A 22,632-nucleotide genomic window follows, 5' to 3' on the forward strand; every position below is an offset into this window, starting at 1 on the left:
GACCCGCGGTGACTTCGCTGCAGCCGGCAGCGCATCGCGGGACAAGTCCGCTGCTACTGGCAGGTCCACAGAATTCAAGGCAGGTGAGTAATGAGCACGATCAACGTTTACCAGCAACGCCCAGGCAACGACGTCAAGGCAGAGTCGCCACTGCATCACGCCGACCTGTCCAGCCTGGTCGGCAAAGGCCGCAAGAACGCCGGGGTAACTCTGCGCGAGCATAAGTTTTTGGGTCATTTGACCTTGCGTGGCGATGGCCGTGATCCGGCTTTTGCTGGTGGTGTATTCAAGGCCTTGGGGTTGGAGTTGCCGGTGGCACTGACCGTAGTTGCCAATGGCGAGATGTCGCTGCAGTGGCTTGGTCCGGACGAATGGCTGCTGATCGTTGCCGGTGGTCAGGAGTTCGCCGTCGAACAGAAACTGCGTGATGCCCTCGAGGGCCAGCATATCCAGGTGGTCAATGTCAGTGGCGGGCAAACCCTGTTGGAACTGAGCGGCCCGAATGTTCGCGAAGTGCTGATGAAGTCCACCAGCTACGATGTACATCCAAACAACTTTCCCGTCGGCAAGGCCGTGGGCACAGTGTTCGCCAAGTCGCAATTGGTGATCCGCCGAACCGGCGAGGAAACCTGGGAGCTGCTGATTCGTCGTAGCTTCTCCGACTACTGGTGGTTGTGGCTGCAGGACGCAGCGGCTGAATACGGTTTGAGCATCGAGGCCTAGGGAGCGACATCATGAGCCGAGCACCGGACACCTGGATTCTTACCGCTGACTGTCCGAGCCTGCTCGGCACTGTGGATGTGGTGACCCGATATTTGTATGAGCAGCATTGCTATGTCACCGAGCACCACTCGTTCGATGACCGTCTGTCTGGGCGCTTCTTCATTCGGGTGGAGTTCCGCCAGTCGGATGACTTCGATGAGGTCAATTTCCGCGCCGGCCTTGCCGAGCGTGGCGAAGCCTTCGGCATGCTGTTCGAGCTGACTGCGCCCAAGCATCGGCCGAAAGTAGTGATCATGGTTTCCAAAGCTGACCACTGCCTCAACGACCTGCTTTACCGCCAGCGCATCGGGCAGTTGAGCATGGACGTTGTGGCGGTGATCTCCAACCACCCCGACCTTGAGCCGTTGGCTCATTGGCACCGTATTCCCTATTACCACTTCGCCCTTGATCCGCACGACAAACCGGCGCAAGAGCGCAAGGTGCTGCAGGTAATCGAGGAGTCTGGGGCAGAGCTGGTGATTCTTGCCCGCTACATGCAAGTACTGTCGCCAGAGTTGTGCCGCAAGCTCGATGGTTGGGCAATCAACATCCATCACTCCCTGCTGCCCGGCTTCAAGGGCGCCAAGCCTTATCACCAGGCTTACAACAAGGGCGTGAAACTGGTCGGGGCCACGGCCCATTACATCAACAACGACCTCGACGAAGGGCCGATCATCGCCCAGGGCGTGGAATCGGTCGACCACAGTCATTATCCCGAAGACCTGATCGCCAAGGGTCGTGACATCGAGTGCCTCACGTTGGCGCGGGCGGTGGGCTATCACATCGAGCGACGGGTGTTTTTGAACGCCAACCGCACGGTCGTGCTTTGATCGCGGGGCAAGCCCTGCAATAGAAACAACAGATTCCAGTAATACAGCGCCGCCTGCGGGCTGCGCACTTTGCACCGCTACATAACAACAAACTTTAGCGAGGTAAAAGCATGTCTGGTAATCGTGGTGTCGTGTATCTGGGCGGCGGTAAGGTCGAGGTGCAAAAAATTGACTACCCGAAAATGCAGGATCCGCGTGGCAAGAAGATCGAGCACGGGGTGATTCTGAGGGTGGTCTCCACCAACATCTGCGGCTCAGACCAGCACATGGTGCGTGGCCGCACCACAGCCCAGGTCGGTCTGGTGCTGGGCCATGAAATCACCGGTGAGGTGATCGAAAAAGGTCGGGATGTAGAGAACCTGCAGATCGGTGATCTGGTTTCAGTGCCATTCAACGTCGCCTGCGGCCGCTGCCGTTCGTGCAAGGAACAGCACACCGGTGTCTGCCTGACCGTTAACCCGGCGCGTGCCGGGGGTGCCTATGGCTATGTCGACATGGGTGACTGGACCGGTGGCCAGGCCGAGTACGTGCTGGTGCCGTACGCCGACTTCAACTTGCTGAAACTGCCTAACCGCGACAAGGCCATGGAGAAAATCCGCGACCTGACCTGTCTCTCCGACATTCTGCCAACCGGGTACCACGGCGCAGTTACCGCCGGTGTCGGTCCGGGCAGCTCGGTGTACATCGCCGGTGCCGGCCCGGTGGGCCTGGCGGCCGCGGCTTCGGCGCGCTTACTGGGTGCTGCGGTAGTCATTGTCGGGGACGTCAACCCGGTGCGCCTGGCCCACGCCAAGGCACAAGGTTTTGAAATTGCAGACTTGTCACAGGACACCCCGCTGCATGAGCAGATCGCCAATCTGCTGGGCGAGCCGGAAGTCGATTGCGCGGTCGATGCCGTAGGCTTTGAGGCGCGTGGTCATGGCCATGCCGGTGCCAAGCATGAAGCTCCTGCCACCGTGCTCAATTCACTGATGGGCGTTGTGCGGGTCGCGGGCAAGATCGGCATTCCAGGTCTGTATGTCACCGAAGACCCGGGAGCGGTGGATGCTGCGGCGAAGATCGGTAGCTTGAGCATCCGTTTTGGCCTTGGTTGGGCCAAGTCACATAGCTTCCACACCGGACAAACCCCGGTAATGAAATACAACCGCCAACTGATGCAGGCCATCATGTGGGACCGCATCAACATTGCCGAAGTAGTGGGTGTGCAGGTCATCAGCCTGGATCAGGCGCCTGAAGGCTATGGCGAGTTTGATGCTGGAGTACCGAAGAAGTTTGTGATCGATCCGCACAAACTGTTCAGCGCGGCGTAAGACCATCGCTGGGCGCGGCCGCTCCCACCGCACGTGCATCACTACTCGGTAGAAGCGGGCGTGCCCAGCGATACGCTCAAAGCCACAGCGCATCCCAATGCGGATAATCCCCTGGGTCTTTATGTGGCCCAGGCTCGGCGGCAACCGCGGAACATTCGGCCGTCCGAGCAGTCCAATCCTCGTTTTCCCTGCCTTTACGGCTGACGAGGTCTATTCATGAAACGTTTTGCGCTGGTCACTCTGATGACCCTGGCTGCCAGCTCGGCATTTGCCTTTAATCTCAGCGATGCGGCCAACGCCGTTTCTGCCATGCAAGGCAACAAGGACGGTGCTGCCGTGCAGGCGCCCGCCGCTTCGGCGAATTTACTCAATACCCTCGGCAGTGAGCTGAAAGTTACCCCTGAGCAAGCTATCGGCGGTACCGGTGCCTTGCTGGGGCTTGCTCGCAATCAGTTGAGCAGCACCGATTACGAACAACTGAGCAAGGCCGTGCCGGGGTTGGATATGCTTTCCGGCGAAAATGCTCTGGGTGGTTTGAGCGGGCTGGGCGATTTGCTTGGCAAGAGCGGTAAGTCGTCGGCGCTGAGCAATGCCCTGGGCGACAACGTTAAAAATACCACTGACCTGAACAATGCTTTCAGTGCCCTGGGCATGGACTCCGGCATGATCGGCCAATTTGCCCCGCTGATTCTGCAGTACCTCGGTCAGCAGGGCGTTGCCGGCTCGCTGCTGCAGAGCCTTGGTGGTCTGTGGGGAACTCCTGCGGCTATACCGTCGGTATAACGCCGCTCAGCCTGCTTCGGAAAAATTCACCATGCGCACCGGGCGACGGAAGCCGCCCGTGAGCACCAGCAGATATGCCAGGCCCAGGCCGAACCAGCTCAAACCTATGGTCAAGGTCAGGGTCGACAGGCTGGTCCAAAGCCACAGGGTAAGGCTCATGCCCACCAGGGGAACCAGACCATAACGCAGCAACCCCGACAGGTTGCGATGGCAGATTTCACTGATCAAGTGTGTGCGAATCACCGCCAGGTTTACCGCCGAGAATGCCACCAGCGCACCGAAGCTGATCAGCGATGCCAAGGTAGCGAGGTCGATGACCAGCGCCAGCAGGGAAAACGCCGAAACCACCAAGGTTGCGACTACGGGTGTACCGAAACGCGGCGAAAGTCTGGCGAACCAGCGCTGTGGCAATACGTTGTCGCGGCCCATGGTGTAGAGGATTCGCGATACCGCCGCTTGCGACGCCAGGGCCGAGCCCAGGCTTCCAGCGACAAAGGCTGCGGTGAAGAAGTTGGCCAGGAACTGACCGCCGGCCTTGAACATCACCTCGTTGGCCGCCGCATCGGTATTGGCGAAATGACTTCCTGGCAGCACCAGTTGGCTGATGTAGGCCAGCAGGGTGAACAGCAAGCCCGCACCCAGCGTCGTGAGAATGATCGCCCGTGGTACGTCTCGGCGTGGATCCTTGGTTTCCTCGGCCAGGGTCGACACAGCATCAAAGCCAAGGAATGACAAACACAGCACTGCCGCACCCGCCATCAACTGAGTAAAGCCCGGTTGGCTGCCATCGCCAAGCAGCGGCGAGAGCACATCGACGGGTGCACCTGCGCCCAGGGTCTTGAACGACAGCGCCACAAAAACACCGATGAAGATGATCTGCGCACCGACAATCAGATTGCTGGCCTTGGCCACCGAGTGAATACCGATCACGTTGAGCACTGTGACCAAGGTGATCGAGCCGAGAATGAGCGTCCACACTGGAATGCTTGGGAAGGCGATATTGAGGAACAGGCCGATGAGCAGGTAATTGATCATCGGAATGAACAGGTAATCGAGCAGCAGCGACCAGCCAGCGAGAAAGCCGACGTTCGCTCCGAACGCCAGATTGGTGTAGGAGTAGGCAGAGCCAGCCACTGGAAAGCGCCGAACCATGAAACTGTAAGACGTCGCAGTGAACAGCATGGCCAGCAGGGTAACCAGATAGGCACCAGCAGTGCGCCCTCCGGTGATTTCGGTAACGATGCCGTAGGTGGTGAATATGGTCAGGGGAACCATGTACACCAAGCCGAAAAACACCAGGGCAGGAAGGCCGAGGACGCGGCGCAGTTGGGCGGAATCTGCCTGGGCAGCATTGCTGGGTTGATTGGCCATTTATCGATCCGAGCGTTTTTGTATTTATTTGTTGCTCGATTTTTATCCAGTTAAATGGCCAATAGCAAAGAAGAATCCCTAATGTTGATTATTAAGACAGGTTTTAATCGAACGCTTCAGGCCTCTGGTCGTGGGCTTGTCCGTGCCTGATCAAGCTCCGCTTTCAAGGTCTCGATACGCTGGTCCTTAGCATGCCAAAGTTGGTTGACCCAGTCTTGCACCGCCTGGCGTACAGCAGGATCGTTCTCGTAGTCACCCTTGTACAGAGCCGGATCAAGTTCGCGTACCTGGATATCGATGATGACCTTGGGTACCGCGCCACTGAGTAAATCCCAGAACCCTGGCGCCTTGTCGCCGGGATAAACGATTGTCACGTCGAGCAGAGCGTCCAGTTGCTCGCCCAGCGCTGCGAGGACGAAGGCTACGCCTCCAGCCTTGGGTTTGAGTAGATGTTTGAACGGTGACTGCTGCGCCGCACGTTTGGCTTCGGTAAAGCGTGTGCCCTCAAGGTAATTGACCACGGTGACCGGCTGGCGCTTGAACAATTCACAGGCTGCCTTGGTGATTTCCAGGTCCTGGCCCTTGAGTTGCGGATGCTTATCGAGAAACGCCTTGCTGTAGCGCTTCATGAAAGGGTAATCCAGCGCCCACCAGGCCAAGCCCAATAGCGGCACCCAGATCAGTTCCTTTTTAAGGAAGAATTTGAAGAAAGGGATACGTCGGTTGAGCACCTGGATCAGCGCCGGGATATCTACCCAGCTTTGGTGGTTACTGATGGCCAGATAAGACGTGTCCAGGCGCAGGCCGTCAGCGCCGCGAACCTCCCATTTGGTGGGAATGCACACGCGAAAAATAAGTTTGTCGATTTCGGCCCAGGTTTCGGCAATCCACATTACCGCCCAAGAAGCGTAGTCACGGTACCGACCGGGTAAAACCAGTTTGAACAGGGCAAAGACCATCAGTGGGCCGATCAGGACCAAGGTGTTGAGCAGCAACAGCGAGGTCACAAGAATGCCCGTTAGTAAGCGGCGCATAAGAAAGCTCTTATATTCAAGTAGGCGACCGGCAATGATAAGCACCCTAACGGCATACGCCAAATGCTCGGGTCCGGTTGCAGGGCACAAATGTTTCACATTGTGTTGAATAGACTGTTCGCGCGAACCTATCCTGCCTTCGCAGTCTAATCACTGTCTTATCTCAAGGAAGCGGATCCTGTGAAACCTGTACTCGCATTGCTGTCGTTGCTGGCCCTTCCGGTGATGGCTGCTGAACCAACCCTGTATGGCCGTTATGAATACATTACGCTGCCAGAGTTTGGCGGTGAAACCTTGAAAGCCAAGATGGACACCGGCGCACTCACCGCCTCGCTGTCGGCCAAGGACATTGAAATGTTCACCCGTGATGGAGAGGACTGGGTGCGTTTTCGCCTGGCGACCAAGGAATCTGATGGCAAGGTCTATGAACACAAGCTGGCGCGCATCAGCAAGATCAAGAACCGCGCGGACGAAGATGAAGACGGCGAAGGCGCGGAGGTCAGCAAGCGCCCGGTGGTAGACCTTGAACTCTGCCTGGGCGACGTCAAGCGCACGGTGGAGGTGAACCTCACCGACCGAAGCAGCTTCAACTACCCGCTGTTGATCGGCGCCAAGGCCTTGCGCGAGTTCAAGGCCGCGGTGAATCCGGCGCGGCGTTTCACCGCCGGCAAGCCCGAGTGTTGATAGCTGCGTCAGGTTCAGGCGCCGAGCTACAAGCTGCAAGAAAAGGCACTTCAGTGTAACGTCACGCTATCTGCTTCTACTTGAAGCGTGTAGCTTGAGGCTTGCAGCTCCCGTGCCCCACATACTTATCGTTGAAGACGAAGCGGCGATCGCCGACACGCTGATTTTTGCCTTGCAGGGCGATGGCCACAGTACCGAGTGGGTGACACTCGGCAATGCTGCCCTGGAGCAGCAGCGTCTGCGCCCCGCCGACCTGATCATTCTCGACATCGGTTTGCCAGACATCAGCGGTTTTGAGACCTGTCGCCAATTGCGGCGTTTCAGTGACGTACCGGTGATGTTCCTCAGTGCGCGCGACGGCGAAATCGACCGCGTGGTGGGCCTGGAAATCGGTGCTGACGATTATGTGGTCAAGCCGTTCAGTCCACGCGAAGTCGCCGCTCGGGTACGGGCGATTCTCAAGCGTATGGCGCCACGCACTGAACCCGTGAGCAGCGTGGCCGCGGTGTTCCATGTCGATACCCAGCGCATGCAGATCAGCTACCGTGGCCAGGCCTTGAGTCTGACTCGTCATGAGTTTCGTCTGTTGCAGAGTTTGCTGGAGCAACCCGAACGGGTGTTCAGTCGTGAGCAACTGCTCGACGCTGTAGGTGTGGCTGCCGAGGCCGGTTACGAGCGCAATATCGACAGTCACATCAAAAGCCTGAGGGCCAAGCTGCGTCAGGTTGCCGCCGACGCCGAACCGATCCAGACTCATCGCGGTCTTGGCTACAGCTACAGTCCAGGCCATAGCTGATGCGCCTGGGGATTCGGATCTTTCTGGTCTATTTCCTGTTTGTCGGGCTGACCGGTTATTTCATTCTGAGCACGGTGCGTGAGCAGATCCGCCCGGGCGTGCGTCAGTCCACCGAAGAAACCCTGGTGGATACCGCCAACCTGCTGGCCGAGATACTTCACGATGACGTCAAGGCTGGCACCCTGGGCCAGAGCCGTTTGCCGCTGCTGTTGCGCGCTTACGGGCAGCGTCAGCCCAGGGCCGATATCTGGGGCTTGTCGAAAAATCAGGTCAACCACCGTATCTATGTAACCGATGCCAAGGGCCGTGTCTTGCTCGACTCCAGTGGCGAGGCCGTGGGCCAGGACTATTCCCGCTGGAATGACGTCTACCTGACGCTTCGCGGTGAGTACGGTGCGCGCTCGACCCGCAGCGACCCCGATGATGCCGAGTCATCGGTCATGCACGTAGCCGCGCCGATTCTCGATGAAGGCAAAATTATTGGTGTGGTCACTGTGGCCAAGCCGAACAAGTCGCTGCAACCGTACATCGACCGTTCCGAGCGGCGCTTGCTGTATCTGGGGGTGGGTCTGATCGGGCTGGGCTTGCTGGTGGGCGCCGCGTTGTCGTGGTGGCTGGCGCGCTCGTTACGGCGCCTGACACATTACGCCCAGGCCGTCAGTGAAGGCGAGCGCACCACACTGCCGCACTACCGGGGTGGTGAGCTGGGGCAGTTGGCTGCGGCAGTCGAACGGATGCGCACGCAATTGGAAGGCAAGGACTACGTCGAACGCTATGTGCATACGCTGACCCACGAACTCAAGAGTCCACTGGCGGCCATCCGCGGGGCCTCGGAGCTGTTGCAGGGGCCAATGTCGGAGGAACAGCGCCAGCGCTTTGCCGGCAACATCGAAAGCGAAAGTGCGCGCATGCAGCAATTGATCGAGCGCCTGCTCAATCTGGCGCAGGTCGAGCAGATGCAAGCGCTGGAAGAACAGCAACAAGTAGCATTGGCAGCCTTGATCGATGAGTTGTTGCTGGCCCAGAGCGCACGTATCGAGAGCAACCGCTTGCAGGTGCGCCAACGAGTGCCCGCTCAAACCCGACTGCTGTGCGAGCCGTTCCTGATGCGCCAAGCGATTGCCAACTTGCTGGATAACGCCCTGGACTTCACACCACCTGGCGGTTTGCTGCTTTTTGAGTTGGAGCAACACGGTGCGCGCGTGGCCTTGAGTCTGTTCAACCAGGGCGAGGCGATTCCCGAGTACGCCCTGGGCCGTTTGAGCGAGCGTTTTTATTCGCTACCGCGACCAATCAGCGGGCGCAAGAGTACGGGTTTGGGCTTGAACTTCGTCGAGGAGGTGATGCAACTGCATGGTGGCTCGCTGGAGGTTGCCAACGCCGAAGCGGGGGTTCGGGTTCGATTGTGGTTGCCCGCCAAGCGCCTGGGCTGAAACTCCACACACTTTGCACGCAGTCTCCATACAACTTCCCAAGGGCTCCATTTTGAACAAGCAGACTCTGCTTATCGAAACCGGAGCCTTGCTTTATGAACCGAACCTTGAGTATCAAACTGGGCACCATCGCCTTGTTGGTGGTGCTTCTGCTTATCCCGCTGCTGATGATCAGCGGCTTGATTGGCGAGCGACAGTCGCTGCGTGACGAGGTGGTTGAGAACATCGCCCAGAGTGCCAGTTACAGTCAGCAGATCAGCGGCCCGGTACTGGTGGTGCCGTACCGTAAAACCGAACGCAGCTGGAAGACTGAAGACGGCAAGAGCGTCGAGGAAACCAAGCAGGTCAGCGGCCTGTTGTACTTTCTGCCGGATACCTTCGAGCTGAAGTCGAACATCGACACCGAGCTGCGCTCACGAGGCATCTATCAGACGCGGTTGTTCCACGCCAACAACCACATCAGCGGTCAATTCAAGCTGCCAGCGAACTGGGGTATTACCGAAGATGTTGACGACTATCGCTTCGACCCCGCGTTTCTGGCCGTGGGCATCAGTGACATCCGCGGCATCGAAAAAGGCTTGCAGCTTCAATTCAACGACCAGCACCTGGATTTTCAGGCCGGTACCACCTTGAGCTGGTTGGGCGGCGGGGTTCACGTGATGCTCGGCGACCTCGACGGCAAGACAGAAACCCGGTTCGACTATGCCTTCGACCTCAGCTTGCAGGGAACCGGTCAGTTTCATGTGTTGCCGGTAGGTCGTAGCACCACCGTCAGCATGGCAGCCAACTGGCCGCATCCAAGTTTTGTCGGCAACTACTTGCCGAGCAGCCGTACGATTGACGCGGGTGGTTTCTCTGCACGCTGGCAGACCTCTTATTTCTCCACCAACCTCAAGGATGCTTTGACGCAATGCGTAGTCAATGCCAGTTGCGAGGAGTTTCGTAGCCGCGCCTTTGGCGTCAGCTTCGTCGACCCGGTGGATCAATACCTCAAGAGTGAACGGGCGATCAAATATGCGCTGCTGTTCATTGCCTTGACCTTCGCCGGATTCTTCCTCTTCGAGATTCTCAAGAACCTCAGCGTGCATCCAATCCAGTACGCCTTGGTGGGTGCTGCGCTGGCGTTGTTCTACTTGCTGCTGTTGTCCTTGTCGGAACACCTGGGCTTTGGTCTGGCCTACCTGTTGTCTGCAGGTGCCTGTGTGCTGCTGATCGGCTTCTACCTTTGCCATGTGCTGCACAGTCTGATGCGAGCAGCGGCCTTTGCCGTGGGGTTGGCGGTGCTTTACGCGATGCTGTACGGGCTGCTCAGCGCCGAGGACTATGCACTGTTGATGGGCTCGTTGCTGTTGTTCGGCATGCTCGGTGTATTCATGGTTCTGACCCGTCGCCTGGACTGGTACAGCGTTGGGCCGGGGAGGCAGCAATGAGGGGCTTGCGTGAGGAGCGACGGGTGGGGGCGGTACTGGCTCGGCGGATTGAACGCTGGCTGCATCGCGGGACAAGCCCCCTCCCGCAGTGGGAGGGGGCTCACCCCGCGATAGGGTGGGTCAAGCCGAAGGATCGGTAGCCAACATCGACGCCCGCTGGCTGACCTGGGCATACCAGGTCGCCAGTTGGGGTTGCTGCTCGCGCCAGCCGAAGTCCGGCATGCGCAAGTCCAGATAGCCCAGGGCGCAGGCCACGCCAATGGCAGCGATGTCGAAGGCCGAACTCAGTTCCGCCATGTGTTCCTGCTCAAGGCTTGCCAGGCCGCGACGGATTTTTTCCAGTTGTGCTTCGATCCAGCTGTCCCAGCGCATTTCCTGCGGGCGCAGGAAGGTTTCGTAGCGCGTCAGTACTGCCGCATCCATGATCGCATCGGCCAGTGAGGCAAGGGTCAGGCGATGCCAGCGCGACCAGCCTTCTTTGGGGATCAGTGCAATACCGACATGTTGCTGATCGAGGTACTCACAGATAACCCGGCTGTCGTGAAGCACGCTGCCATCGGCCAGGCGAAGCGCCGGGATCTTCCCTGCAGGATTGCCCTGGTTGAGCTCGGCGACCGGATTGACCGGCGTCAGGTTGACGCTTTGCAGCGTTACCCGATCGATTTGCCCGGTTTCGTGCAGCACCACCATGACCTTGCGAACGAAGGGCGAGGCTGGGGCGTGGAACAGGGTCATGCTTGCTGCGCTCATGTCCGACCCTCAGTTGCCTTGCAGGCTGGGCGGTAGGCATACACCCGTGCCACCGATCCCACAGTAGCCCTCGGGGTTCTTGGCCAGGTATTGCTGGTGGTAGGCCTCGGCGAAGTAGACGGTCGGCGCTTCGGCAATTTCGGTGGTGATTTCGCCGAAGCCGGCCTTGGTCAGTTCAGCCTGGTAGGCCTGCTTGCTGGCTTGAGCTTCTTCTAGTTGCTCGGGCGTGGTGCAGTAGATCACCGAGCGGTACTGAGTGCCGATGTCGTTACCCTGGCGCATGCCCTGTGTCGGGTTGTGCAGTTCCCAGAACATGGCCAACAGGTCGCCGTAGCTGACCTTGTCCTGGTCGTAGACCACCAGCACCACTTCAGTGTGGCCGGTCAGCCCCGAGCAGACTTCTTCGTACGTTGGATTGGGCGTATAGCCGCCAGCGTAGCCAACGACGGTGCTGACGACGCCTTCCCGTTGCCAGAAGCGTCGTTCGGCGCCCCAGAAGCAGCCGAGGCCGAAGATGGCGAAACCGACGTTCTCGAAGAACGGGCCAAGCAACGGTGTGTCTTTGAACACGTAATGCTTTTCTGGCAGGGTCATGGGAGTGTCGCGGCCAGGCAGGGCCTGTTCCGCAGTGGGCAGGACGTTTTTGTTCACCAGGATTTCCGAGCGCAGGACCATAAACCCATTCCTCTTTGAAGTAGGACGATAAGGGATAGAGTCTTAGTGTGCCCGAGTGTTACGCCGCTGTCAGGCGATTGGGCCGCGTGGATAACGCTTGAGCCGCTCAATCAGCTCAGTCCCCGGAATCGGCCGGTCGAAAAGATAGCCCTGGCCAACGTCGCAACGATGACGGCGCAGGAACGCAAGCTGCTCGGCAGTCTCGATGCCCTCGGCAACAACCTTCAACTTGAGGTTATGAGCCATGGCTACCACTGCCGAGGTGATTTCCATGTCGTTCTGATTGGCGGGAATCTCATGAATGAAGCTGCGGTCGATTTTGAGGATGTCGATGGGAAATTTCTTCAGGTAGCTAAGCGAGGAGTAACCAGTGCCGAAGTCGTCCATCGCCAGGGTGAGGCCGAGCTTTTTCAACTGGTCGAGCTGGCGGTGAGTGTCCTCGGTCGCTTCAAGCAGCAGACCTTCAGTCAGTTCCAGTTCCAGCAAGTGGGGGGGTAGGGCTTCTTCTTCGAGAATCTTGGCGATCGAGGCAACCAGATCCGGATCGGAAAACTGCTTGGGCGACAGGTTGATCGCCACTTGCAGATTACCCAGCCCGGCCTTGCTCAACTGCTGGCTCATGCGACAGGCCTGACGGGCGATCCATTTGCCGATCGGAATGATCAGCCCGGTTTCTTCGGCGACGCTGATGAACTGGTCCGGACGAATCATGCCCTTGTCAGGATGATTCCAGCGCAGCAGGGCCTCCAGGCCCAGCAGGCGGCCACTGCGCAGGCACAGTTTGGGCTGGTAGAACACATCCAGTTCATTCTGGGTCAGGGCGCGGCGCAGGTTGTTTTCAACGAATAGTTTGTAGCTGGCTTCGGCGTTCAGCGCCTCGGTGAACACTTGCGCCTGATGCTTGCCATTGGCTTTGGCCTTGTGCAGCGCCAACCCCGCGTTTTTCATCAGGGTTTGCGGGTCGCGACCGTGCAGCGGCGCGCAGGCCAGGCCGACGGAGCCGGTGACGCTGATCAATTGGTTGTCGACGAACATCGGTTTGTCGAGCGTACGCAACAACTGCTGGGCAATCTCCAGGCCGCTCTGGATGGTGGTGTCTTCCAGCAATACGGCGAATTCGTTACTGGCAAAACGCGCCAGGCTGCCTCCGGCGCTGAGGCTGTTGCGCAGACGCCGCGCGAGGCTGATCAGCAGCTTGTCACCGGTCTGATGACCGAGGCTGTCGTTGATCCGCTTGAAGTTGTCGATGTCCACCAGCAGCAGGCAAATGGGACTGTCGCTGTCGAGGGCAAAGCGCTCGTCGAGGTTGCGGATGAATGCCGGGCGATTGCCGAGGCTGGTCAAGTTGTCGGTGTAGGCCAGGCGTTCAATGCGTTGCTGGGCCAGCTTGCTCTGGGTGATGTCTTCGTAGATACCGATGTAATGGGTCAGTTCACGGTTGTCACCGTAGACCTTGGAAATCGATAACTGCCCCCAGTATGGCTCCAGGTTCTTGCGTCGGCTTTTGAACTCGCCTTGCCAGCTATTGCTCATGGCCAGGCTCGATTGCGCGTCGAACAACAGCTCGCTGAGGTTTTCCAGCGCAGGCAGCTCCGAAAGCCGGTGGCCGTGGACCTCGTCGGTGCTGTATTGGGTGATGGCGGTGAAGCTGGGGTTGACGTACTCGACCACGCCATCGCGGTTGACCAGCAAAAAGGCGTTGGCGCTTTGTTCTACGGCGCGCTGGAACAGGTACAGGGCGCTGGTGGCGGTACGCCGGTTGTGGTTGTTGATGACCTGCGCGAATTGGTCGGCCAGTTCACCGGCAAAGGCGATTTCGTCGGTCTGCCAGGCCCGCGCCGAGCCGGTCTGCTCCAGGCACAAGACACCAACCACCTGGCCATCGATACGGATACTGGCATCGAGCATGGCATTGATGTCGCGCGGTCGCAGACTCTCGGCCATTTCCCGGGTACGCGGATCGTGGGTCGCATTGTGAGCGTCGATGGCGCGGCTGGTGTGCAGCGCCTCGAGGTAGTCGGGGAAGTGACTGGCGTCGATGGGCTCTGGCAGGTGGTGTTCCTGAGCTATGCGGTAATAGGCAGAAATCGGCTCCAGACGCTGCCCCTCCAGATACCAGAGGCTTGCGCAGTCGATCTTGTAGATCTCGCAGGCGCTGCGGGTGATCAGTTCGGCGGCTTCAAGCAGCGAGTTGCCGGCGCTGTAGCGATGACGGGCCAGGTGCAGGATCAATTCCTGCTGGGCGCGTACCCGTTCCAGATGTTCGAGCTGTTCCTGCTGGGCTTGCTGATTCAATTGCAGGGCGATCTGCAGGCGGTTGTTGCGGGTTTCCAGGTCGGCAGCGCTAAGATCCGGCCCCTCGCCGGGCTGGGTATCGATCACGGTCAGATAGCCGCGCAGCAATTGGCGGTTGTGCTGCTTGTAGGCTTCGCCGATCTCCAGCAGATGCAACGGCCCTTGCGCGGTGTGCAGGGTGTAGCGCACCAGATAGTGCGGACGCTGGCTCAATTGCAACTGGATAGCGTCATGCAGTTTGTAGCGAGCTTCAGGTTCCATCAGGCTGGCATAAGGTGATCCTACCAACGCGCAGAGCTCGACCGCAGCCAGGCCAAATTGGCGTTCACATGTAGGGTCGAGATACAGCAGGGCCCAACTCGCCTCATTCAGCCGTTCGAAACGCAGCATGCCGAGCCGCGAAGGCACGGGCAATTGCGTCACGACCTCGGCCACCATACGGCTGGCGGCATCGGGTTGGCTTTTCATTGAGAACTCGCTTCAAGGAGGCTGTTCGCGAAGATAATGCAATTTGCTACTACGCGTGTTGGCAAGGTTGCATCATGCAGCTGAGGCTTACAAGCAATACAGAACCCTGCGCATACTTTGTCGGCCTTGAAGCTGAAACCTTGAGCCGCACCGTAGCTGGCAATGACATGGGCGCTGGAATGGCAGGCAAAAAAAGCCCCGCCAAAGTGACGGGGTTGAGGTACGAGCGTGGCAGCTCGAAAAGGGAGCCTGTCTCCCTCGGCAGAGGGAGACAGGAAACAGCATTACAGCAGCATGGTGCGGATGTCGGTCAGCAGGTCACCCAGGCGCTTGGTGAAGCGCGCGGCAGCTGCACCGTTGATCACGCGGTGATCGTAGGACAGCGACAGCGGCAGCATCAGCTTGGGCTGGAAGGCCTTGCCGTCCCAGACGGGCTGGATGGTTGCCTTGGAAACACCCAGGATCGCCACTTCCGGCGCGTTGACGATCGGCGTGAAGCCGGTGCCGCCAATGTGGCCGAGGCTGGAGATGGTGAAGCAGGCGCCTTGCATGTCGTCAGCCGACAGTTTCTTGGTCCGGGCTTTTTCAGCCAGGGCCGCCGCTTCGCCAGCCAGTTGCAGCAGGCTCTTCTGGTCGACGTTCTTGATCACCGGCACCAGCAGACCATCCGGGGTGTCTACGGCGAAACCGACGTTGACGTATTTCTTGCGGATGATCGCTTTGCCGCTAGGCGCCAGCGAGCTGTTGAAGTCTGGCAGTTCCTTGAGCAGGTGGGCACAGGCCTTGAGCAGCAGTGGCAGTACGGTCAGCTTGACGCCAGCCTTCTCTGCAACGGCTTTCTGCGCAACGCGGAAGGCTTCCAGCTCGGTGATGTCGGCGCTGTCGAACTGGGTAACGTGAGGCACGTTCAGCCAGCTGCGATGCAGGTTGGTAGCACCCATCTGCATCAGGCGCGTCATCGGTACTTCTTCGATTTCGCCGAAACGGCTGAAATCGACTTCCGGGATTGGCGGGATGCCTGCACCACCGGTTGCACCGGCGGCTGGAGCTTCCTTGGCCTTCTGCATCATGGATTTGACGTAAACCTGTACGTCTTCCTTGAGGATGCGACCGTGTGGGCCAGTTGCCGATACAGCGCTCAGCTCGACACCGAACTCACGGGCCAACTGACGCACGGCGGGGCCGGCGTGAACCTTGGCACCGCTGGCAGCGGCAGGGGCAGCAGCCGGAGCTGCAGCAGGTGCAGGCGCAGAGGCGGCAGGAGCGGCAGCCGGTGCAGCTTCGGCCTTGGCAGGCGCCGGAGCAGCAGCAGGTGCCGGGGCGGCAGCCGGAGCAGCGCCAGCGACTTTCAATTTGAGGATCAGGTCGCCGGTACCGACTTCGTCGTCCAGCTTGGCAATCACGGCTTCGACCACGCCAGCGGCTGGAGACGGGATCTCCATCGAGGCTTTGTCCGATTCCAGGGTGATCAGCGACTGGTCGGCTTCGACGGTGTCGCCGACCTTGACCAGTACTTCGATGATCTTGGCTTTGCCCGAAGAACCGATATCCGGAACGTGGATGTCCTGGACAGCGGCAGCAGCGGGCGCCGCTGCCGGGGCGGCTGGGGCCTCGGCAACCGGTGCAGCAGGTGCAGGTGCAGCGGCAGCAGCAGCTGGAGCTGCGGCCGGAGCCTCAGGCGCAGCAGCTGCGCCCTCGACTTCCAGTTCCATCAGTTCGTCGCCTTCTTTCAGACGATCGCCCAGCTTGACCTTCAGCGACTTGATGACGCCGGCCTTGGGAGCCGGGATCTCCATGGAGGCCTTGTCGGACTCCAGGGTCAGCAGGCTTTGGTCAGCCTCGATGCGGTCGCCGACTTTGACGAACAGCTCAATGATTTCACCTTCACCGCTGCCGATGTCAGGTACGCGAATGAGTTCGCTCACTTAAAATACTCCTCAGCAGTCCAGTGGGTTGCGTTTGTCCGGGTCGATGCCGAACTTGGTGATCGCTTCAGCCACGACCTTCGGTTCGATGTCGCCACGGTCAGCCAAGGCTTCCAGTGCAGCCAGCACGACGAAGTGACGGTCAACTTCGAAGAAGTGACGCAGCTTCTTGCGGCTGTCGCTGCGACCGAAACCATCGGTACCCAGGACTTTGAATTCTTTGCTCGGTACCCACTGACGAATCTGCTCGGCGAACAGCTTCATGTAGTCGGTGGAAGCGATGACCGGACCCTTACGGCCAGCCAGGCACTCTTCGACGTAGGTGATCTGCGGCTTCTGACCCGGCTTGAGTCGGTTGCTGCGCTCTACGGCCAGGCCGTCGCGACGCAGTTCGTTGAAGCTGGTGACGCTCCAGACGTCGGCACCGACGTTGAACTCTTCACGCAGGATCTTCGCTGCTTCACGCACTTCACGCAGGATGGTGCCGGAGCCCATCAGCTGTACGTGGTGTGCCGCTTCGCGGGTGTCTTCTTCGAGCAGGTACATACCCTTGATGATGCCTTCCTCGGCGCCGGCCGGAATGGCTGGCTGGGTGTAGGCTTCGTTCATCACGGTGATGTAGTAGAAGACGTCCTGTTGCTCTTCGGTCATCTTCTTCATGCCGTCCTGAATGATCACCGCCAGCTCGTAGCCGTAGGTCGGATCATAGGTGCGGCAGTTCGGGATGGTCGCAGCCAGCAAGTGGCTATGACCGTCTTCGTGCTGCAGGCCTTCACCGTTGAGGGTGGTACGGCCGGCGGTACCGCCGATCAGGAAGCCACGGGTGCGGCTGTCGCCAGCGGCCCAGGCCAGGTCGCCAATACGCTGGAAGCCGAACATCGAGTAGAAGATGTAGAACGGCAGCATCGGCTGGTTGTGGTTCGAGTACGAAGTACCGGCAGCGATGAAGGAGGACATGGCGCCCGCTTCGTTGATGCCTTCTTCGAGGATCTGACCTTTTTTGTCTTCGCGGTAGAACATCACCTGGTCTTTATCGACTGGCTCGTAGAGCTGGCCGACGGACGAGTAGATGCCCAGTTGGCGGAACATGCCTTCCATACCGAAGGTACGGGCTTCGTCCGGGATGATCGGAACGATGCGCTGGCCGATTTCCTTGTCCTTGACCAGTTGCGCGAGGATCCGCACGAAGGCCATGGTGGTGGAGATTTCACGATCGCCCGAGCCGTCCAGGATAGCCTTGAGGGTTTCCAGTGGTGGAGTCGGGATGCTCATGCTCTTGGCGCGACGCTGAGGTACGAAACCGCCCAGTGCAGCACGACGCTCGGCCAGGTAGCGGGCTTCGGCGCTGCCTTCTTCCGGTTTGAAGAACGGCAGGTTTTCCAGGTCTTCGTCCTTGACCGGGATGTCGAAACGATCACGGAAGTGACGCAGGCTGTCGACGTCGACTTTCTTGGTGTTGTGCGCGATGTTCTTCGCTTCACCCGCACCGGTGCCATAACCCTTGATGGTCTTGGCCAGAATGACGGTCGGCTGGTCTTTGTGGTTGACCGCCTGGTGGTAGGCTGCATAGACCTTGTACGGGTCGTGGCCACCACGGTTGAGCTTCCAGATCTCGTCGTCGGACAGGTCGGCGACCATGGCCTTGAGTTCTGGAGAGTTGAAGAAGTGCTCACGGACGAACGCGCCGTCCTTGGCCTTGTAGTTCTGGTACTCGCCGTCGATGACTTCGTCCATGCGACGCTGCAGGATACCGTCGACGTCTTTGGCCAGCAGTGGGTCCCAGAAACGGCCCCAAACGACTTTGTTGACGTTCCAGCCACCACCACGGAACACGCCTTCGAGTTCCTGGATGATCTTGCCGTTGCCGCGAACCGGGCCGTCGAGGCGCTGCAGGTTGCAGTTGATGACGAAGATCAGGTTGTCCAGCTTCTCGCGGCCAGCCAGGGAGATCGCGCCCAGGGATTCCGGCTCGTCGCACTCGCCATCACCCAAGAAGCACCAGATCTTCTGCTTGCCGGCAGGGATGTAGCCACGGCTTTCCATGTACTTCATGAAACGCGCCTGGTAGATCGCCTGGATCGGGCCCAGACCCATGGAAACGGTCGGGAACTGCCAGAAGTCAGGCATCAGCCATGGGTGAGGGTAGGACGACAGGCCTTGACCATCGACTTCCTGACGGAAGTTGTTCATCTGGTCTTCGCTGATACGACCTTCCATGAACGCGCGGGCGTAGACGCCTGGCGAGGTGTGGCCCTGGAAGTAGATCAGGTCGCCGCCATGCTCGTCGGTCGGAGCCTGGAAGAAGTAGTTGAAACCGATGTCATACAAAGTGGCACTGGAGGCGAAGCTCGAAATGTGGCCGCCCAGGTCCGAATCTCGCAGGTTGGTGCGCATCACCATGGCCAGCGCGTTCCAACGGATCAGCGAACGGATACGGCGTTCCATGAACAGGTCGCCAGGCATACGTGCTTCGTGGGTAACGGGGATGGTGTTGCGGTACGGCGTGGTGATGGCATATGGCAGCTGAGAGCCACTACGGGTGGCCAACTCGCCCATACGGGTCATCAGATAGTGAGCGCGGTCTTCGCCTTCTTTGTCGAGAACCGACTCCAGGGCGTCCAGCCATTCCTGGGTTTCGACGGGATCGAGGTCTTGCATGGCTTGCTCCAGGGCGGAAAGGCTTCCAGAATCGGTTGCCTGAGTTTGCGACTGGCCTTTTGGGCAGACGACATGAAATTCTTGGATTACCGGAGAGTGTACCGGCGTTGTGTAGTTTTACTACAAATGAATCACCATTTCATGCTTTTGAGGTGAAGAAGGAGTAGTAAAACTACAGAAAAATGGCTCGTGGCCTCTGTTCAGGTTGTGGGATAAAACGATACCGGTAGTTAAAAACAAGTTACGAAAAGGTTTGCTGCGATGGTTTCTGCCAGAGAATCAGGTTTTTCAGCTATTTCTAACTTTTGTACGACAGTCCAACCGTGGTCATGCAGCTTTCGTCCACTCGCTGGCAAACTTTACTCGCCGATCAAGGATAGACCATGAGCCTGCCACTGTTGGTCGATGTACCAGCCACCCTTGAACCATTGATCAGTCGCAACCTGCAATCCTTGCGCGCAGCCGTTGCGCAGACGCCTTCGTTGTCTGTGGATGACTGGACTGCCGAACGTTGGGATCAGTTCACTCGAGTAACCGCGGCCAGCGATTTTGTTCTCGAACAGGTGTTGCGTGATCCGGCCATGCTCCTCGATCTGGTCACCAGCGGTGAACTGGATCGTAGCTTTGCGCCGGGTGAGTTGTGCGCGCAAATCGCAGCTGCTACACAGGTCGCCGAGAGCGAAGATGAACTGGCGCGCAATCTGCGCCGCCAACGTAGTCGCCAACAGGTACGGATTATCTGGCGGGACCTGAACCGCCAGGCAGACCTGGTGCAGTCGTGCCGCGACCTCTCTGACTTGGCCGACGCTTGCATCGATCAGGCTTATCAGTGGCTGTACCCACGTCATTGTCAGCAGTTTGGTACCCCCATGGGCCATCGCAGCGGCTTGCCACAGCATATGGTGGTGCTGGGCATGGGCAAGCTCGGTGCCGTCGAGTTGAACCTGTCATCGGATATCGATCTGATTTTCGCCTTTCCCGAAGGTGGCGAAACGGAAGGGGTGAAGCGTTCGCTGGACAACCAGGAGTTCTTCACTCGCCTGGGGCAGCGCCTGATCAAGGCCCTGGACCCTATCACTGTCGACGGCTTTGTGTTCCGGGTCGACATGCGCCTGCGGCCGTATGGTTCGGCTGGCGCCCTGGTGCTCAGCTTCAACGCGTTGGAGCAGTATTACCAGGACCAAGGCCGCGATTGGGAACGCTACGCGATGATCAAGGCGCGGGTGGTCGCAGGCGATCAGGTTGCCGGTGCGCAGTTGCTGGATATGCTGCGCCCGTTCGTTTATCGGCGTTACCTGGATTTCTCCGCCATCGAAGCCTTGCGTACGATGAAGCAGCTTATCCAGCAGGAAGTACGGCGCAAAGGCATGGCCGACAATATAAAGCTGGGGGCGGGTGGTATTCGCGAGGTCGAGTTCATCGCCCAGGCTTTCCAGTTGATACACGGTGGGCGAGACCTGAGTCTGCAGCAGCGCCCGTTGCTCAAAGTCCTGGCGACCCTTGAGGGCCAGGGCTACCTGCCGCCTGCGGTGGTTGCCGAACTGCGCGAGGGTTATGAGTTTCTGCGTTACACCGAGCATGCGATCCAGGCAATTGCCGACCGCCAGACACAAATGCTGCCTGACGATGAACTGGACCGCGCGCGCATCGCCTTCATGCTCGGTTTTACTGACTGGGCGAGTTTTCATGAGCAATTGATGCATTGGCGCGGGCGGATCGATTGGCACTTCCGTCAAGTCATCGCCGATCCAGATGAGGATGAAAACGAAGAGGGTGAAGTGATTGTTGGCGGTGAGTGGCTGCCGTTGTGGGAAGAGGCTCAGAATGAAGAGGCCGCTTGCCGTCAGCTGCAGGACGCCGGCTTCGCTGATCCTGGCAAAGCGCTCAAACAGCTTGCCGGCCTACGTTCCAGCCCACAATTACGTGCCATGCAGCGACTGGGGCGTGAGCGCCTCGATGCTTTCATTCCACGCTTGCTGGCCCAGGCGGTTGAACATGCCGATCCAGATCTGGTGCTGGAGCGAGTGTTGCCGCTGGTCGAGGCGGTAGCTCGGCGTTCGGCCTATCTGGTGTTGTTGACCGAGAACCCTGGAGCGTTGCGCCGCTTGTTGACCCTGTGCGCCGCCAGCCCATGGATCGCCGAGCAGATCACCCGCTTCCCGTTGTTGCTTGATGAACTGCTCAACGAAGGTCGTTTGTTCAGCCCGCCGCTGGCACCAGAGTTGGCAGCGGAGTTGCGCGAGCGCCTGACGCGAATTCCGGAAGACGATCTTGAGCAGCAGATGGAAGCACTGCGGCACTTCAAACTGGCCCATAGCCTGCGGGTGGCTGCTTCCGAGATCGCCGGCAATCTGCCGCTGATGAAAGTCAGTGATTACCTCACCTGGCTGGCCGAAGCCATTCTCAACCAGGTGCTGGCCCTGGCCTGGCGCCAGACCGTGGCGCGTCATGGTCAGCCCAAGCGCAGTGATGGCAGCTTGTGTGACCCGGGTTTCATCATTATTGGCTACGGCAAAGTGGGTGGTATCGAGCTTGGTCATGGTTCGGACCTTGATCTGGTATTCATACATGATGGCGATCCGCAGGCTGAAACCGATGGTGCCAAGCCCATCGACAGCGCGCAGTTCTTCACCCGCCTGGGTCAACGCATCATTCACTTGCTGACCACCCAGACCAACTCCGGCCAGCTCTATGACGTAGACATGCGTCTGCGTCCTTCCGGCGCATCGGGTTTGCTGGTCAGTTCGCTGGGCGCCTTCGAGCGCTATCAGCAGAACGAGGCCTGGACCTGGGAACATCAGGCGCTGGTGCGGGCGCGGGTGCTGGTGGGTTGTCCGCAAGTGGGGGCGGCCTTCGAAGTCGTGCGCGCACGGGTGCTCGGCCAGGCGCGCGATTTGGCCAAACTGCAAGCCGAAGTCAGCGAGATGCGGGCCAAGATGCGCGACAACCTCGGGACCAAGGTCAGCGCTGCCGGTACCGGCGCCAATGCTTTCGAGGCCGGTGTGCCCTTCGATATCAAGCAGGATGCCGGAGGTATCGTCGATATCGAATTTATGGTGCAATACGCCGCTTTGGCCTGGTCTCATGAGCACCCGGAGCTGCTGCGCTACACCGACAACATCCGCATTCTCGAAGGCCTTGAAGAAGTTGGCCTGATGCCCGCAAGTGATGCGGTGCTGTTGCGTGAGGTTTACAAGGCGTTTCGCTCGGCTGCCCATCGACAGGCGCTGCAAAAGCAGGCCGGGGTGATCGATGCCACCCAGTTTGTTCAGGAACGCCGCGAAGTGCGACGGATCTGGGGCGAGCTGGGACTGACATGAGCTGTTGAACCAGGCGAATCAGGCGGCAGGAAGCCTGCCAGGACCACACTACAGCCCGAGTGGCGTACACTGGTCGATATATAGCCTGAATATAAAGAGGGGAGGCCA

16 protein-coding genes are annotated in these 22,632 nt (G+C 59.1%); 9 read left to right on the forward strand and 7 right to left on the reverse strand.

Features of this window, described 5'->3' with window-relative positions:
* Positions 1-90 precede the first annotated feature (90 nt).
* The 4 genes from D3Z90_RS01705 (at position 91) to D3Z90_RS01720 (ending at position 3,685) form a co-directional block, all read left to right on the forward strand.
* Positions 91-723, forward strand: a complete 633-nt coding sequence (locus D3Z90_RS01705) for a sarcosine oxidase subunit gamma (RefSeq protein ID WP_136474135.1) — start codon at positions 91-93, stop codon at positions 721-723.
* An 11-nt stretch (positions 724-734) separates the two neighbouring features.
* Positions 735-1,592 (forward strand): formyltetrahydrofolate deformylase, encoded by an 858-nt coding sequence (gene purU, locus D3Z90_RS01710; RefSeq protein WP_136474136.1) that lies wholly within the window; start codon positions 735-737, stop codon positions 1,590-1,592.
* Positions 1,593-1,702: 110 nt separating this feature from the next.
* Positions 1,703-2,902, forward strand: coding sequence for a formaldehyde dehydrogenase, glutathione-independent (gene fdhA / locus D3Z90_RS01715; RefSeq protein WP_136474137.1), 1,200 nt, complete (start codon positions 1,703-1,705; stop codon positions 2,900-2,902).
* 216 nt (positions 2,903-3,118) lie between these two features.
* Positions 3,119-3,685 carry a DUF2780 domain-containing protein gene (locus D3Z90_RS01720; RefSeq protein ID WP_136474138.1) on the forward strand — a complete coding sequence of 189 codons (567 nt, stop codon included), beginning with the start codon at positions 3,119-3,121 and terminating at the stop codon, positions 3,683-3,685.
* A gap of 6 nt (positions 3,686-3,691) precedes the next feature.
* Here D3Z90_RS01720 and D3Z90_RS01725 read toward each other — a convergent pair whose 3' ends face one another.
* Both D3Z90_RS01725 and D3Z90_RS01730 read right to left on the reverse strand, forming a co-directional pair.
* On the reverse strand, positions 3,692-5,056 hold the full coding sequence (locus D3Z90_RS01725) for an APC family permease (RefSeq protein WP_136474139.1): 1,365 nt from the start codon (positions 5,054-5,056) through the stop codon (positions 3,692-3,694).
* 116 nt (positions 5,057-5,172) lie between these two features.
* Positions 5,173-6,090 carry an acyltransferase gene (locus tag D3Z90_RS01730; RefSeq protein ID WP_136474140.1) on the reverse strand — a complete coding sequence of 306 codons (918 nt, stop codon included), beginning with the start codon at positions 6,088-6,090 and terminating at the stop codon, positions 5,173-5,175.
* 180 nt (positions 6,091-6,270) lie between these two features.
* Here D3Z90_RS01730 and D3Z90_RS01735 point away from each other — a divergent pair, with 180 nt between their 5' ends.
* From D3Z90_RS01735 to creD, 4 genes are all read left to right on the forward strand, one after another.
* Positions 6,271-6,774, forward strand: coding sequence for an ATP-dependent zinc protease (locus D3Z90_RS01735; protein WP_136474141.1), 504 nt, complete (start codon positions 6,271-6,273; stop codon positions 6,772-6,774).
* Between the two features lie 112 nt (positions 6,775-6,886).
* Positions 6,887-7,570: a two-component system response regulator CreB gene (gene creB, locus D3Z90_RS01740; protein ID WP_136474142.1), complete on the forward strand. Its 684-nt coding sequence runs from the start codon at positions 6,887-6,889 to the stop codon at positions 7,568-7,570.
* A complete protein-coding gene (gene creC / locus D3Z90_RS01745) occupies positions 7,570-9,003 on the forward strand; it encodes a two-component system sensor histidine kinase CreC (RefSeq protein ID WP_136474143.1) in 1,434 nt (477 codons plus the stop codon). Before creB ends, creC begins: the two co-directional genes overlap by 1 nt.
* A 95-nt stretch (positions 9,004-9,098) precedes the next feature.
* Positions 9,099-10,433, forward strand: coding sequence for a cell envelope integrity protein CreD (gene creD / locus D3Z90_RS01750; protein ID WP_136474144.1), 1,335 nt, complete (start codon positions 9,099-9,101; stop codon positions 10,431-10,433).
* Between the two features lie 120 nt (positions 10,434-10,553).
* On the opposite strand, the gene D3Z90_RS01755 is transcribed toward creD, so the two are convergent.
* The 5 genes from D3Z90_RS01755 to aceE all read right to left on the reverse strand — a co-directional run bounded on the left by D3Z90_RS01755 (position 10,554) and on the right by aceE (position 19,204).
* The gene (locus D3Z90_RS01755) at positions 10,554-11,183 is read right to left on the reverse strand and encodes a glutathione S-transferase (protein ID WP_136474145.1); all 630 of its coding nucleotides are present in this window, start codon (positions 11,181-11,183) and stop codon (positions 10,554-10,556) included.
* A 9-nt stretch (positions 11,184-11,192) separates the two neighbouring features.
* Positions 11,193-11,858 carry a peptide-methionine (S)-S-oxide reductase MsrA gene (gene msrA, locus D3Z90_RS01760; RefSeq protein WP_136474146.1) on the reverse strand — a complete coding sequence of 222 codons (666 nt, stop codon included), beginning with the start codon at positions 11,856-11,858 and terminating at the stop codon, positions 11,193-11,195.
* A 69-nt stretch (positions 11,859-11,927) separates the two neighbouring features.
* On the reverse strand, positions 11,928-14,621 hold the full coding sequence (locus D3Z90_RS01765) for a bifunctional diguanylate cyclase/phosphodiesterase (RefSeq protein WP_136474147.1): 2,694 nt from the start codon (positions 14,619-14,621) through the stop codon (positions 11,928-11,930).
* Between the two features lie 284 nt (positions 14,622-14,905).
* Positions 14,906-16,546: a dihydrolipoyllysine-residue acetyltransferase gene (aceF, locus tag D3Z90_RS01770; protein WP_136474148.1), complete on the reverse strand. Its 1,641-nt coding sequence runs from the start codon at positions 16,544-16,546 to the stop codon at positions 14,906-14,908.
* A gap of 12 nt (positions 16,547-16,558) precedes the next feature.
* A complete protein-coding gene (aceE, locus tag D3Z90_RS01775) occupies positions 16,559-19,204 on the reverse strand; it encodes a pyruvate dehydrogenase (acetyl-transferring), homodimeric type (RefSeq protein ID WP_136474149.1) in 2,646 nt (881 codons plus the stop codon).
* A gap of 383 nt (positions 19,205-19,587) precedes the next feature.
* Between aceE and glnE the strand changes: the two genes are divergently transcribed.
* Positions 19,588-22,524: a bifunctional [glutamate--ammonia ligase]-adenylyl-L-tyrosine phosphorylase/[glutamate--ammonia-ligase] adenylyltransferase gene (gene glnE / locus D3Z90_RS01780; RefSeq protein WP_136474150.1), complete on the forward strand. Its 2,937-nt coding sequence runs from the start codon at positions 19,588-19,590 to the stop codon at positions 22,522-22,524.
* The last annotated feature ends 108 nt before the right edge of the window (positions 22,525-22,632 follow it).

It is taken from the genome of Pseudomonas sp. DG56-2 (genome assembly GCF_004803755.1).
Taxonomy (GTDB): domain Bacteria; phylum Pseudomonadota; class Gammaproteobacteria; order Pseudomonadales; family Pseudomonadaceae; genus Aquipseudomonas; species Aquipseudomonas auratipiscis.